This is a genomic window from Nocardia sp. NPDC006982, assembly GCF_042869435.1.
GTDB lineage: Bacteria > Actinomycetota > Actinomycetes > Mycobacteriales > Mycobacteriaceae > Nocardia.
Genome location: NZ_JBIAFV010000002.1, coordinates 343,342 through 358,596 on the forward strand (window position 1 = coordinate 343,342; position 15,255 = coordinate 358,596).

The 15,255-nt window shown below is 68.2% G+C and carries 9 protein-coding genes; 7 read left to right on the top strand and 2 right to left on the bottom strand.

Annotation, left to right across the window (positions count from 1 at the left end; translation table 11 throughout):
- Positions 1-909, bottom strand: a 909-nt coding sequence (locus ACFYOW_RS10600) for an IniB N-terminal domain-containing protein (protein WP_387286589.1), incomplete at its 3' end; no start/stop codon positions are given.
- Between the two features lie 289 nt (positions 910-1,198).
- On the opposite strand from ACFYOW_RS10600, the gene ACFYOW_RS10605 reads away from it, so the two are divergent.
- The 6 genes from ACFYOW_RS10605 (at position 1,199) to ACFYOW_RS10630 (ending at position 10,840) form a co-directional block, all read left to right on the top strand.
- Entirely contained in the window at positions 1,199-3,022 is a 1,824-nt protein-coding gene (locus ACFYOW_RS10605) for an Hsp70 family protein (RefSeq protein ID WP_387286591.1), read from the top strand.
- Complete coding sequence (locus tag ACFYOW_RS10610; protein ID WP_387287458.1) at positions 3,022-5,766, top strand: LuxR C-terminal-related transcriptional regulator; 2,745 nt, start codon at positions 3,022-3,024, stop codon at positions 5,764-5,766. The genes ACFYOW_RS10605 and ACFYOW_RS10610 overlap by 1 nt, the downstream gene beginning before the upstream one ends.
- Positions 5,767-5,810: 44 nt before the next feature.
- On the top strand, positions 5,811-6,938 hold the full coding sequence (locus tag ACFYOW_RS10615; RefSeq protein ID WP_387286592.1) for a hypothetical protein: 1,128 nt from the start codon (positions 5,811-5,813) through the stop codon (positions 6,936-6,938).
- 89 nt (positions 6,939-7,027) lie between these two features.
- On the top strand, positions 7,028-8,392 hold the full coding sequence (locus tag ACFYOW_RS10620) for a S1 family peptidase (RefSeq protein ID WP_387286594.1): 1,365 nt from the start codon (positions 7,028-7,030) through the stop codon (positions 8,390-8,392).
- Positions 8,393-8,504: 112 nt separating this feature from the next.
- A complete protein-coding gene (locus ACFYOW_RS10625; protein WP_063044857.1) occupies positions 8,505-9,818 on the top strand; it encodes a S1 family peptidase in 1,314 nt (437 codons plus the stop codon).
- 137 nt (positions 9,819-9,955) lie between these two features.
- Complete coding sequence (locus ACFYOW_RS10630; RefSeq protein ID WP_387286597.1) at positions 9,956-10,840, top strand: NRDE family protein; 885 nt, start codon at positions 9,956-9,958, stop codon at positions 10,838-10,840.
- 52 nt (positions 10,841-10,892) lie between these two features.
- Here the strand turns inward: ACFYOW_RS10630 and ACFYOW_RS10635 are convergent, their stop codons facing one another.
- Positions 10,893-11,648, bottom strand: a complete 756-nt coding sequence (locus ACFYOW_RS10635) for a hypothetical protein (RefSeq protein ID WP_387286599.1) — start codon at positions 11,646-11,648, stop codon at positions 10,893-10,895.
- A 472-nt stretch (positions 11,649-12,120) separates the two neighbouring features.
- On the opposite strand from ACFYOW_RS10635, the gene ACFYOW_RS10640 reads away from it, so the two are divergent.
- Entirely contained in the window at positions 12,121-15,207 is a 3,087-nt protein-coding gene (locus ACFYOW_RS10640; RefSeq protein WP_387286601.1) for a heterodisulfide reductase-related iron-sulfur binding cluster, read from the top strand.
- Positions 15,208-15,255: the final 48 nt, after the last annotated feature.

Genomic DNA, 15,255 nt, shown 5'->3' on the forward strand with positions numbered 1-15,255 from the left:
CGCGCCAACCTGACCACCCGCACCCACAGCACCGCCGAGGCCCGCCTCCAGACCCGCGCCGGCCTGCGTGCCCGCATTCACAATGCCATTCAGACCGGTCGAAAGGCTCGTGCCCAGGTCAGCGCCCGCTTGGGCACCGCCGACAAAGGCACCGCCGAGGTCGGCACCCAACTGGGTGCCCGCGCCGATGGCGCCGCTAAGCCCGGCGCCGACTGCGCCACCGAGACCCGTCTCCAAGCCCGAAATCACCTGCGCGCCGCCGTTCAGGCCCGCGCCGAGACCCCCCTCCAGACCCGCTCCGACCTGCGCTCCGGCACCGAGTGCACCCTCGAGGCCGGTGGTGAGATCGGCGCCGGCCTGTGCTCCCGCACCGAGCGCGCCACTCAGCGCACCGCCGAGACCCGTCACGGCCTGTACGCCCGCACCGATCGCACCGCCGAGGCCGGCGGTCAGATCCGCGCCCGCGCCGACAATGCTGCCGAGACCGGCGCCGAGGTCGGCTCCGGCCTGCAGGCCCGCGCCGATCGCGCCGGTGAGCCCGGCACCCAGGTCGAGCCCGGTGCCGACACCGAGGCCGAGATCCGCGCCGAGGTCGATATCGGTGCCGAGGTCCACGCCCGCGTCGGCGGCGGCGCCGAGTCCAACCGCGGCGGCGGTATTGGCGCCTGCGGCGGCACCGGCATCGACCGCTCCGGCGCCACCGGCCGCCACGATCGCCGACAGCTGCGAGCCGCCCGCGATCAGGGCCGATTCGGCGACCATGGGGGCGACGGCGGCGATATCCTCCGGCGTCACGGCGGGCAAACCGGCAGCTGCCAGCGCCTGGCCGGGGTTGGCGCAATAACCCACCGCGGCCTCGTGGTCACGGAGCAGGTTGAGAATGAACTCCAGAATCGCGTTGGGTGTCATCGAAATCATCTCCTGGATGAGCGGACCCTCGCGATCCGCAGTCGTTGGAATGCATTTCACGCTAGGGACGCCCGGCGTTACTCCGAAACGGGGCGCACCCCTACTGCGAACCGCACGTTCCCGTTAGGGACCCCCGAACCATTAGGGGAATTTCCCCGCACCTTCCCCGACTGAGTAACGGCTGATGCCCAGCAACCGACAGAAGTGTTGCGGCTGGCAGGTCCACTGCGCCTTCCCGTCTATACAACAGCGACTACCGGGCCACACAGTTTTCGAACGGGGTTCTCGAATGACAGAGCGTCTGGCGCTCGGCATAACTGTCGGAGCGTCGAATTCGGTCGCCGTGGCGACCCCGGGGGACGGCAGCGACTATGACAGGGGTCACTCCGGCGACACTGTCATCACCCATCCGAGTGTGCTTCGCCTCGCCCCGCAGGCGGCGCCCGCGTTCGGGAGCGGCGCTCGCCCCACCGGCAGGCACTCCAGTGACGTTGTACTCGAGGGCTTTCTCGCCCGGGTCGGTGATCCGGTGGATATCCTCGCCGAGGACGGAACCGCCCACTCCGCAGCGGATCTCGTGGCCACCGCGGTCGGCTGTCTGATCGATGAGATCGGAGCAGGCGCCGCGCACTCCATGGTCGCCTGCCATCCGGCGTGGTGGTCGCGACATACCGTCGATGTGCAGCGGGCCGCGCTGGATCGCGCGGGCCTGCGCGAGGTGACCTTGGTTCCGGAGCCGACCGCGTCGGTGCGCTGGCTGGAGGCCGCGCACGGCCCGCTCGGCGACGGCACGGTTGTCGTATACGACCTCGGCGCTTCGGGCCTCACCGTCTCGGTGGTCCGCACCGGCGCGCAGGCGGCCGTGCTCGGCGCGCCATTGCGCACCACCGATGTCGCCGGCGCCGAATTCGATCTGTTGACCATGCGCTATGTCCTGGCTAATGCCTTGCGTGGAAATGATTTCGATCCGTTCGATCCGGTGGTGGAACGGGAATTGTCGGCATTGCGCGATCGCTGCCGATATGCGAAAGAAGAGCTTTCCACAAATACCGCGACGGTTGTCCCGGTCCGTTTGAACCCGGACGATCACCACGCCGAAAACATCCGGCTGGTCCGTGACGAACTCGAGGACCTACTGCGCGGCCCCTTACTCACCTCGCTCGATCTCATCCGTGACGCGGTACATCGCGCCGGACTCGATATCGGCAATATCGGCCGGGTGCTGCTAACCGGCGGCGGCGGTGCGATCCCGCTGGTGGCCGAGTTGATCTCCACCGAATTCGCACTCCCGGTGGTCGCGGCGCCGCAACCACGGCTCACCAGCGCGCTCGGCGCCGCCGAACTGGGCGTGGACTTGATGTCGGTCACCGTGGATCGCACCCCGGTAGCAGCCATGGGCAGCAACACGAAAACCGAGGAACTGCCCACCGTGCCGCGGCCGGTCGAAAAGTCCGCGAACAGCGCCCGTATGACCAGCAGTGCGGTGGCAAGCGGCGGTCTTTCCCACGATGAAGCCGTGCCCAAAAAGACCCTGCCCGGCATGAGCGACCGGCCCCGCCGCAGGCGCAGCGGCCGTCGGCGCGCCGCCATCATCGCGGGTGCAGCACTGGTGCTCGGCGCACTCGCGACCGGCACCGTCGCCATCGGCACCGGCGCGCAGCCCGGTCCGACCTCACCGGCGAGCTCCGATCCGACGACAACGCCGGGCGCTTCCGTCGTCGCGGCGACCAGTGACGGCAATCCCACCGGCTCGGCGACGACCTCGGCGAAGGATTCGCCCGTCGGTAGTCCGAAGCCGAAACCCGCTGCGGGACAACCGGGTTCCGCTGCGACGAGCACCGTCGCGGTGGCGAGCAGCCAACCCGTCGCAGGCGAGTCCGCCGACGGCCAGACCACCCAGAACCAACCGGCTCCCGCACCGGCCACGCAGCCGACGGCGGAAGCTCCGGCGACGCATACCCAGCCCGCGCCGCCACCGCAGCCTGCCCCGCAGACATCGACGCAGGTGCAGGTCCCGACCGTGCCGCCCCTGCAGACCAACTTGGGCGACACCTTGAGCGACACTCTCGGCGGCGTCCAATCCGCACTGCCCAAGATCCCCGGAGGCAGATGATGGGTGATATCGCCTTCGACACGCTGCCCAGCGCACGCGAGATCTTCCGCGAATTGGACTCCGCGGACCGGGAACCGGTCGTCTATCTGATCAGGGGCCGCTCCGGCTCCGGCAAGTCCACTCTGCTGTCGGTGATCCGGGCCCGCCTGCGCGCCCACGGCATCCCGTTCCGAGACGACCCCGTAATGCCCGAACACCTTGCAGCGCAAGCGGGCTCCGTCAACGGAGCGCATGCGATGGCTGACGCCCACCGCGCCGACGGGCAGCACCCCGACCACGACGATTCGCACACCATCGGCGCGGCCCACGCCACCGGCAACGGCCACGGAACCCGAACCGCCGAGAAAACCGACATCATTCAGCGCACCGATAACGGAGCGCATCCGATCCACCGCCTCGACGGCGCACACCCGCGCATACCGCGCCCGGCCCTGATCATCGACAACGCCCACACCCTGAGCGACTCGGATCTCGAATCGCTCTGCGCGACCATCGAATCCGGCCGCTACACGGTCATTGTCGCGACCCAGCCGCGCCCGCACGATCCGCAGCTGCGCACACTTGCCGACACCGTGGCCCGCCGCGGGCGGGTGGCGGATCTGCGCGCACTCGGGGTCTCCGATATCGCCCCGTTCGCCCGCGAATTGGGTATGGCGGTGCCGCGTCCGGTCGCCCAGCACATCCATCGTCAGACCGCGGGCAGCCGCGGTGGCGTAGTGGCCGCGCTGACCGCCGCCTGCTCGGCCCGCCTCGATGCCGGCATCCGCGCTGTCGACGACGCCGTCGCCGCCTGGGCCCGCGCCCTCCTGGACGACCTCGAGCCCGATCTGCTGGAAACCCTGGTCGTCGCCACCACCGGCACCGGCCTGGACTCCTCCGAACTCACCGAGGTCCTCGGCGTGGACACCGCCGCGGCCCAAGAACTCATCGACCGGGCCAGGGCCAGTGCGCTGGTCACCGATGCCGATCTGTTGCTCGAACCCGCCGTCACACCCCTGCGCACCCTGCTCGGCGACCGCCGCTTCGTGGCCGTGCAGCGTCGTTTGCTCAACGCGCGACTGGATGCGGGCCTGCTGCGCGATCACACCGCGCTGCTGCTCGCTGAATCCGGTGTCCGCGACCAGCGTCTGGCCGAATTCCTCTGCGCCGCAGCCGAAAAGGCGGGCCGCGAGGCCGTGCGCTACTACGCCGCCGCCGCGGCGACCGGCGCGGATCCGGACGTCATCGCGTTGCGCTGGGCCGAGGCGGCCGCATGCACCGGCGACGGCGATACCGCCATGCGACTTGCCGAACCGGTGCTGGCTCGTCCCGGTGTCACCGGCGCGGAACTGGCTGCGGCCGTGCGGATCTGCGCGGCGGTGCTGACCCGCCGCGGTCTGGTCGGGCGCGCGGCGCAACTGTATTCCTGGCTCGGCGCGCATCGGGTCGGTGCGGATTGGGCGGTCGGCGCGACCGTGCAGTATCTCGCCGGTGCGGTGACCGCCGCCGCGGAGCTGTCCGAATCGGCGACGCAGTGGCCGCCGACCGAGGCCAACGCGCACGCCCGCCTGATCGCCACCGCACTCGCGCGCACCATCGTCGAACACGGAACCGGTACCGCCACAGCCGTATCCGCGCTCATCCAGGCCGCGCAGGCCGATGCCGGTACCGATCGGTTCCTGCCGTGCACCGCGGTCTCCATCGCGACGCTGCTGTGCCTGAGCACCGGCGAACCGCGACGTGCCGGTGAGGCGCTGCGCCGGGCCACCCCCAGCGGCTTGCGCTGTCACCAGTTGCAGGTGCTGACCGCTTGGGCGGCGATGCTCGGCGGCGACGAACAGGCCGCTGCGACCACTGTCGCCGCGCTGCAAATGGATTCCCTCGATATCCGCGACCGCCTGCTCGCGCACGGTGTCGCGGTCGGTCTGGCCCGCCGCGGCGGCGATCATGCCGCACTCACCCGCGCCTGGCAGGCCGCCTATCCGCTCTTCGACGACGTCGACGCCGACCTGCTCACCCTGCTGCCGATCGGCGAACTGTGGCTCGCGGGCATCCGGCTGCGCGACGAGCGCCGGATCGCACCGCTGGTCGATGCCAGTCTCGCGTTGCTGCGTCGCCTCGACCAGCCGCCCGCCTGGGCCAATGCCTTCCACTGGTACGGCGTGCAGGCCGCGATCGCACACGAGAGCCCGGAGGAACTGCTCCCGCACGCCCGGCTGCTCAAGGCCGCGGCCGAGGCCGGTGACCGGCATGCCGCGATCCTCGCCGACGCCGGCCGTACCTGGGTGCTGGTGCTGCGCGGCCAGGTCGCCGCGGCTCCGGTGCAGGCGGCGGTCGCCGGACTCAGCGAGATCGGGCTGACCTGGGATGCCGCCCGGCTCGCGAGCGAGGCCGCACTCGCCGCCGCCGATTCCGCGACCGCGACCACCCTGCTGAAACTGGCCAGAACCGTCCGGGCCGACGCCCGTCCGCAGGAGCCCACGGCTCGTCCGGCCGCAACGGCCGCGGCCTCGGCCTCGGGCGACGGTCAGGCCGCCGCCTCGCCACCGGTTGCCGACGCGGCGATTCTCAGCGAACGCGAACGCGAGGTCGCCGAACTCGTCCTACTCGGTCTGACGTACCGGGAGATCGGCGCTCGCCTGTACATTTCCGCCAAGACGGTGGAGCATCATGTCGCCCGGATCCGACGCCGGATCGGTGCCCGTTCCCGTTCGGAGTTATTGTCGATGCTCCGCGCCATGGGACACGGCTCGCTGCTGGTGTGATCGGGGTGCGGCCCGATCCGTGACGCCGAAGCGAGGTATTGAGGATGGCCACTGGGGTGGGCCTGCGCATCGCCGAGGACAACTGCACAGCGGCCATCGTCACCGATAACGGCGAACCGACGTTCATCGTCCGCGAGTCGATCCTGCATATGTCCGATGACGGCGACACCGTCCTCGGCGGACCGGCCCCGGCCGGTCATACGCATTCGATCACCGGTTTCGCATCCTCGGTCGGGGATCCGGCCGGGATCTCCGTCGACGCCGGCGAGGCATACCGGGCCGAGGATCTGGTCGCGACCGCACTGTTCTGCCTGATCAATCTGACCGCCGAACATCTGAACGGCGCCGCCGAGTTCTATGCGACCTATCCCGCGGGCTGGCCGTCGGAGTACGTGCTCTCGCTCCGCGACGCACTGGACTATCTGGGCCTGAAGTCGGTACTGCTGGTCAGCGAGGGCGACCTCCCCGGCAGCGACGCCGTCGCACCGGAAATGGCCTACGCCTACGACGCCGCGCGCGCGGCGCTGGCCGCGGTGCTGGCGACCCCGGCGGGCGCGACCCCGCCGGATCCGAGCAATGCCGAGAACTCGACCGTGGTCACCGATGTCATCCCGGCGGTGCCGACACCCGAGGTGCAGCCGCAGGCTTATTCGGCTGCGATGCCGGTGGCCGCACCGCTGGTCGCGGCGACCGCGGTCGAGGCGACCACCCCGGAGCCGCCGCCGGCCGCGACCCCCAAGAAAGACCGCGGCACACCGCTGCTTATCGCGGTCGCGGTCGGCGTCGGCCTGATACTCGGCGGCATCGGTGTCGCCGTGCTGTTCCGTGATCCCGGCTCGACCCCGGTGCCGCCTGTGCGCGACGCCAAATCCGACCAGGTCTCGACGAGCCCGACCCCGCAGTCGCCGGTGGACCTACCGACCGTGCCGGAAACCACGCCGCCGACCACCGAACCGCCGGTCGTCATCACCAGCAGCGAACCGGAGACCACCGAGCCGACCACGCCGCCACCGACCACCACGCCCGCACCGACCACGACGACACCGCCGACAACCACCCGGCCGAGCCGGACCACGACCACCCGTCCCGGCTTCCCGATGTGGACGCCGCCGACGTGGACGCAGCTGCCGTGGCAGCAGCCGATTCCGTTCGAGTTGGCGCCTCCTGGTTGATTTCGCAGCGACCTACCGGGGTTTGTGCCTTAAAGTGATCCGCTGACCGGTGTAGTGGCTGGCACATCTCGTGCCGACGAAGGGACTTCATGCGCAAGTTGGTGGCGCGCAGCGCCGCGGTCAAGGCAGCCTCGATCGGATTCGCCGCGACCGTTTTCATCGCACCCCTGCTCGTCACCACCGCCGCTTCGGCCGAACCGACAGCACCCGGGCAGCTTTCCGCCGAGAACCTGCCGCCTGAACTCGTCGCGGCCATTTCCCGCGACCTGAAGATGACGCCGGCTGAGTATCTGGAACGCTCCGCCAAGGCCCAGGAGCTCAGCGAATACGCGGAGTCGTTCCGCAGCGAGCGCCCCGACACCTACGCGGGCGCCTGGATCGGCACCGACGGTAAGCCGGTCGTGGCGGTCACCTCGGTCGATGCCGCCAAGATTGCCGCGGCCGACGGCTACCAGACCCATCTGGCCCCGATCTCGGCGAACGGCCTGGAGAACGCGCTGATGCAGCTGAATCAGTGGATAAACACGCTGCCCAAGGAGATCTCCCAGTCGATCAACTCCGTCGCGGTCGACTTCCTCAACAGCCAGCTGGTCCTGTCGGTCGCCAATACGCCGGTCGGCCACGCGCTGAACCTGCCGACCCTGATCGCCAACGTCAAGGTCATCCTCTCGCCCAATAGCGGCGGCCCGATCGAACGCCGTCCGATGGGCGGCGACACCTACATCACCGCGCCGACCTCGCTGAAGGACACCTCGCTGCGCGGCGTCGATGTGTGCTCGTTCGGCTTCAACAGCGTGGACGCGGCGGGTAACGCGCTGAATATCAGCGCGGGCCACTGCGACCCGAACCTGGAAAACGACGACCAGCACGCCGCGGTGTACCTGCCCAATGTCAGGGACATCCCGAACAGCATCGAGCTCGGCAACTTCGTCAAGGCACGCCTCGGCGGCCCGACCGCGCTCGACTACTCCGTCATCAAGCTCAACGAGCGCTCGGTCAATGCGGGCATGGACCAGCCGTCGGTGCGCGGCTCCAATGGCACCACGCTGACCATCACCGGCACCGCCGAGCCGGTCACCGGCGCCCCGATCTGCAAGTCGGGCCAGTCCTCCACCTTCACCTGCGGGTTCGTGGTGGCCGATCGGGTCGAAACCCAGCTGTACACCGCGGAGGGCGTGAGCAAGACCGTGCGCGGCTTCGCCAGCTCGGCCTGCACGCTCGGCGGCGACAGCGGCGGCGCGATCGTCACCGGTACGCTGGCCCTCGGCATCACCAGCGGTTCCAATGCCGCCGACGCGCCCGACTGCAACGAGGCCAATATCGCCCTCGCGCAATACGGCGGCACCGCGACGCTCGGTATCCCGATCCGCTCGATCCTGGCCGATATCGATGCGTCCGCCGGTGGCGGCGTCGGCACCGGCATCGCGCTGCGGACCCGTCCGAACGCCGGGTGAGAGGGCTTGTCGGACACCGTATTTCCGACAAACAGACCGCCGGTCCATTAGTGGGCCGAACAACATCCCGACATAAGTAGGCATAACCGGCCGGACACTTTAAGGTATGGGCATGCTCCTGCCACGTATAGGTCAGTTCCGATCAGCTGCGCGACAGACCCGGGTCCGAAAAACAGTTATCGCCGCCTCGGCGGCGATTCTGCTGTTCGGTCCGACGGCAGCAGTGGCGAACGCAGAACCCGACCAGCCGGCCCTGCCCGCCGACCTGGTCGCCGCGGTCGCGCGCGATCTGAAGATCTCCCCCGAGGAGTACCTGCACCGGGCCGATCTGGCCCAGCAGCTCGCGGCCTTCGCCACCACAGCGCAGCGCCAGTTCCCGCAGGTCTTCGCGGGTTCGTGGCTCGCTGACGGCGGCAAGGCGGTCGTGGCGCTCGCACAGGGCCCGGGTGCCGACGAGGCGCGCCAGGCGGCCACGTCGGCCGGATTCGAGGTCCGCAATGTCGCCAAGAGCGAGGCGGCGCTGCGCGGCGAGAAGAGCGCGTTCGAACGCTGGCTGGAGGGGCAGCCCGAGGCGGTCTCCGCGCTGGTGCGCGGTGTGGTGGTCGATCCCGTCAACAACAGCATCGCGGTGCGAGTCGAGCAGGCCGGCCTGCCGATGCCGAACTTCGTCGACCCGTCGCGGGTCATCGTGACGGCCCCGCCGATCGCCGGTGAGCAGTTGCAGACCACCCCGGTCGCGGCTGCGATGCAGACCGGTCCGCTGGCCGGTGGCGACGGCTTCGCCTCGATCGCCGGGAAGACCTCGCTGCGCTGCTCGCTCGGCTTCAACGGCACGGACCGCGCAGGCAACGTCGTGAACATCACCGCGGGCCACTGCAATCCGGACATTCCGTCGGCGGGTTCGGGGAATGCGGCTGGCGTCTACGAGCTGGCCGGCGATCGGGCGGGTGCACAAGTGGGCACGTTCCAGAAGTCGGTGCTCGGCTCCCAGGACTACTCGATCATCCGGATCAACGATCAGGCCAAGGACCGGTTCAGCAACAACTTCGTGCGCCAGCCCGGCCAGCCGGTCGCGGTCGAGGGCGTTGCGGTGCCGGTGGTCGGTGCTCCGGTCTGCAAGTCCGGTGCGCGCACCGGCTTCAGCTGCGGCATCGTGAACGCCGTCGACCAGACCGTGCAGGTCGGCGACCGGGAGCTCACCCAGGCCTTCTCCGCCAACATCTGCGCCCTGCCGGGTGACAGTGGCGGCGCGATCGTGTCCGGCCGGATGGCACTGGGCATCTCCAGCGCGTCGTCGGTGGCCGACTTCCCGATCTGCGAGATCCCGAATCTGATCGGTGCGCTCACCGGCAATGCGCCGCAGCTGTTCGCCCAGCCGGTCAGCGTGGTTCTTTCGGACAACCCGGGCCTGAAGGTCAACAACTAGCACTACCCCGCGAAAGGCCGACAGCAACGACGCTGTCGGCCTTTTTGCTGTCCTTGGGCCGATCCAGTGAACTTGCGGTGCCCGAGACCACGTAAATGCCCTGTGGGGCCCGGCGACCTTCCGGCATCCTGGAATGCATGTGTTTGGTGTTGATCGGTTGGCGGGTCCATCCGGAGTATCGGTTGATCGTCGCGGCCAACCGCGACGAGTTCTACTCCCGCCCGACCGAGTCGATGCGATGGTGGCCCGAGGTGCCCGGACTGCTGGCCGGGCGCGATCTCGGGGCGCTGCGCAAGGTTGCGGGGGATCCGCCGGGTACCTGGCTCGGGTTGACGCGGGAAGACAAGGGCCGCAATCGATTCGCCACCGTCACCAATGTGCGCAATCCGAAAGACGAACGCGGCGATGCCCGCTCACGCGGCGCGCTGCTGATGGATTTCCTGCGCGGCATCGGCGACCGGCGTGAACTACTGGGCCCGGAGCAGTACGTGCTCGACGTGGCCGCCGCCCCCGACGACTACAACGGCTACAACATGCTGGTCTCGGATCTCGAATCGCTGTGGTGGCACTCCAACCGCAGCGCACTACCGCCGCAGGAGCTGGCACCGGGCTTCCACGGGGTATCCAACGGCATGTTCATCGCCTCCGCCGTACCCGGCCCCGGGGCGGCATTCGAAGCGCCCCAACCCATTTGGCCCAAAGTCCACGGCGGTCTCAGTGATCTGCGCGCGGTGGTCGAATCGGATCCAGGCAATGTGGCGCGCTACTTCGAGGTGCTGGCCGATCGCACCGAGGCGCCCGATGATCTGTTGCCGCACACCGGAGTTCCGCTGCGGCGCGAGCGCACGCTCTCGGCCAGATTCATCGCCAACGCATTGCACGGGACCAGGGCGAGCACGGTCCTGCTGGTGCGCGAGGACGGTTCGTTCGAGATGGCCGAGCGTTCCTTCGGACGCTTCGGGCGGCACAGGGGCGAGGAAATCTTCAGCGGCAGTTTGGATTTGCGCGAGCACCAGGCCTGAAACCCAAACGGCCCGCTCCTGATGGGAGCGGGCCGGTCGAGTTCGATCGAGATCAGTTCGGCTGCTGAGCCGGCACCGGCTGCTGAGCCGACGCAGGCTGCTGGGCCGGCACCGACTTCTCGGCGAACTTGGTGGTGCCGGGCGCCGCCTGCAGGGTGTTGACCAGGTCGATGCCCGCGAGGGTCAGGATCGGGCCACCGACGGCGAGCGTGCCGAGGATGCCACCGATACCCGCGCCCGCGATCGCGGCCGGAATGCAGCCGACACCGAGCAGTGGCAGGCCGAGGATGCAGCCGATGACACCACCGGCGACGACACCGATGGCGGTGCCGACGAAGCCGCCGACCGCCGTGGCGATGCCGAACTGAGTGGAGAACTCGTTCATTGCCCGCTGGTCTTCATCCGGGGAGGCGATCGGCTTGGCGACGGCGTTGACCGTATTCACCTTTTGCTCGATCTTGACGCTCTGGTCCGGGGTCAGTTCGAGGACCTTGCCGTCGTCCTTCACAACCGGCTTGACGTCGACCGGGGTCTGGTCGACATCGACGTCGAGCGGAACCGAGACGACGGTGTTGCCGAGTTCGTCCTTGACCGTGTAGAGGTCTGGTTCCTTCAATTCCTCATCGGACTTCGTCAGCTCGAAGGTCCCCCCCTTGAGCGTGGCGACGACCGTCTTGTCCACGAGCTTCACGGAGTAGCTGATCGGTTGAGCTGCCGTGGGGGCGGGCTCGGCGTGAGCAACTCCGAATCCGATGGTCATCGCGCCGATGACCATCGTGGCAGCCGCGGTGGTGCTGCGGAGATTCATTCAGTTTCCAATCCATCATCAGGGTTGTCCGCGCGCCGCTTCCGTACACGCGAGAGCGCTCATCAACCCGAGGTGGTCGGACCCCGGATTCTCCCCGAGCAGTGTGAAAGACAGGCACATCAAACAGAACGTGGTGAGCGTAATCGAACCGACATGAAGATGCGAGATCGACTATTCCCACTGTGATCTCGGCGTGACATAAGGCTGTCCTTACCGCCGAGCGGGCACCGCGCATTGTTTACGGTGGTTGTCGCCCCGAACCACACCCGGATCGCGCAATCTTCGTGAAATCCATCACAGGTGAAAATTCGGTCAAGCCCCAGGAAGAGGGGGCAAGAGCCAACCGCCGATCGTACGATAGACAGGTAAGTTACCGGTGGGTAACTTACCTGCAGTTAGGATACGAGCCAACCGGGTGGCGAGATCGCCGCCCACGCTCGTGTTGCCTCTAAAGATAAAGAAAGGTCGCGACATGAATGCCCTGACATTGACGCTGGGCACGATTGGTGTGGCGTTCAGCCTGTTGGGTTGGGCATCATTCGTCGGTGGCGTCGGCAAAATGACCCGCGCGATCATGATCGGCCAGCCCGCGCCGGATCGTTGGCGACCATTCTTCCCGCGCTTGAAGACGATGATCGTCGAATTCCTCGCCCACACCCGGATGAACAAATTCCGCACGGTCGGCTGGGCGCACTGGCTGGTGATGATCGGCTTCCTCGGCGGTTTCATCCTGTACTTCGAGGCGTACGGGCAGACCTTCGATCCCGAATTCCACTGGCCGATCATCGGCGGCTGGGGCATCTACCACCTGTGGGACGAACTGCTCGGCATCGGCACCGTGATCGGCATCCTGGTACTGATCACCATTCGCCAGCTCAACCACCCGCGGGTGCCCGCGCGGCTGTCGCGATTCAGTGGTTCCCGGTTCGCCCCGGCGTACGTCATCGAGGCAATCGTGTTCCTCGAGGGCATCGGCATGGTCATGGTGAAGGCGGGCAAGATCGCCACCTACGGCCACTCCGAGGCCTGGACCGACTTCTTCACCATGCAGGTGGCCAAGCTGCTGCCCTCCAGCGTGGCCATGGTCGCCATCTTCGCGTTCATCAAGATGGTTTCGGGCAGCACCTTCCTGCTGCTGGTCGGTCGCAATATCAACTGGGGTGTGGCCTGGCACCGGTTCGCGGCCTTCTTCAATATCTACTTCAAGCGTGAGGACGACGGCGGCGTCGCACTGGGCGCCGCGAAGCCGATGATGTCCAAGGGCAAGCCGGTCGATATGGAGACCGCCGACCCGGATGTCGACACCTTCGGCGCGGGCCGGGTCGAGGACTTCTCCTGGAAGGGCTGGCTGGACTTCACCACCTGCACCGAATGCGGCCGCTGCCAGTCGCAGTGCCCGGCCTGGAATACCGGTAAGCCGTTGTCGCCCAAGCTGCTGATCATGTCGCTGCGCGACCACGGTGTCGCCAAGGCCCCGTACCTGCTGGCCGGTGGCCGCAAGGATATGGGCGGCGACGAGATCGGCCTGGTCGACGGTGACGGCAAGCCCAACGAGGCGAAGCTGGCCAAGATCTCCGAACTGGCCAAGGCCGAGGCGGAGCGTCCGCTGGTCGGCGGCGAGGACGTCAACGGCATCATCGACCCCGAGGTGCTGTGGAGCTGCACCACCTGCGGTGCGTGCGTCGAACAGTGCCCGGTCGATATCGAGCATGTCGATCACATCATCGATATGCGCCGCTACCAGGTGTTGATCGAGTCGGAGTTCCCCTCCGAGCTGGCCGGTTTGTTCAAGAACCTGGAGAACAAGGGCAACCCGTGGGGCCAGAACGCCAAAGACCGGCTGAACTGGATCAACGAACTCGACTTCCAGATCCCGGTGTTCGGCCAGGATGCGGACTCCTTCGACGGGTACGAGTACCTGTTCTGGGTCGGCTGTGCGGGTGCGTACGAGGATCGCGCCAAGCGCACCACCAAGGCCGTCGCGGAGCTGTTGGCCACCGCGGGCGTGAAGTTCATGGTGCTCGGCGCCGACGAGACCTGCACCGGTGACTCCGCGCGCCGGGCGGGCAACGAATTCCTGTTCCAGCAGCTCGCGCAGCAGAACATCGAACTGCTGAACTCGGTGTTCGAGGGTGTCGAGCAGTCGCGCAAGAAGATCGTGGTCACCTGTGCGCACTGCTTCAACGCGCTGAACAACGAGTACCCGCAAGTCGGCGGCACCTACGAGGTGGTGCACCACACCCAGCTGCTGAACCGGCTGGTGCGCACCAAGCAGCTGATTCCGGTCGCCTCGGTATCGCAGAATGTCACCTACCACGACCCGTGCTACCTGGGCCGCCACAACAAGGTCTACAACGCACCGCGCGAGTTGATGGAGGCCTCCGGCTCCACCCTCGTCGAAATGCCGCGGCACGGCGAACGTTCCATGTGCTGTGGCGCCGGTGGCGCGCGGATGTGGATGGAAGAGCAGCTCGGTAAGCGGATCAATATCGATCGCGTCGACGAGGCGCTGTCCACCTTGAACGGTGGCAACGAACCGTCCAAGATCGCGACCGGCTGCCCGTTCTGCCGCGTCATGCTCACCGACGGTGTCACCGCACGCAAGGACAGCGGCGAGGTCGGCCAGGGCGTCGAGGTCGTCGATGTCGCGCAGTTGATGCTCGACGCCATCGACCGGGTCGACCCGTCGAAGCTCACCGAGAACCTGACCGTGGTGCAGGAACCGAAGCAGGCCCCCGAGCCGGAACCGGCTGCCGCCGAACCCGAACCGGCACTCGCGGCCGAAGCGCCCGCCGAACCGAAGGCGGCTCCGGCCGGCGGCGGTCTGGCGATGAAGGGCGGCGGCAAGGCACCCGGTGGTCTGGGTATGAAGGGTGCGGCCAAGGCACCAGGTGGTGGTCTCGGCATGAAGGGCGCCGCGAAGGCACCCGGAGCCAAGGCGACCCCGGCTGCGGCCGAGGACACCGCGGCAGCGGCGCCGGCCGCGCCCGTCAAGGGCCTCGCGATGAAGGGCCCCGCCAAGGCACCGGGCAAGGGCCTCGGCATGAAGGGCGGTGCAAAAGCGCCCGGCGCCAAGGCAACTCCCGACGCCGCCACCGACGCGGAACCCGCCGCCGAGGCACCGGCGGCACCGCCGGTCAAGGGTCTGGCAATGAAGGGTCCGGCGAAGGCACCCGGCAAGGGGCTGGCCATGAAGGGCGCGGCAAAGGCACCCGGAGCCAAGGCACCAGAAGCCTCGGCCACCGCCGAAGCGGCCCCGGCAGCGGAAACCCCCGCCACCGAACCGGTTTCGGCCCCGACCGAAACCAAGCCGTCCATCCCCGCCAAGGGACTGGCCATGAAGTCCGGCTTCAAACGCCCCGGCCCCAAGGCCCCCGGCACGGACACCCCGGCTCCCGCCGAACCGGCCTCCGCCACCCCGGAAACCGCAACGGAACCCGCCGACGAACCGGCCGAGCCCGCCAACGGCAACGGCGCCCCCGCCGTGGCACCCCCGCCCGCCAAGCCCGGCGGCCTCGGCTTCAAATCCAGCGCCAAGGCTCCCGGCCGCAAAAACTGACGGGTAAGCGGAAACGAACGAGCGGCCCGGGTGCGCATTGCGCATCCG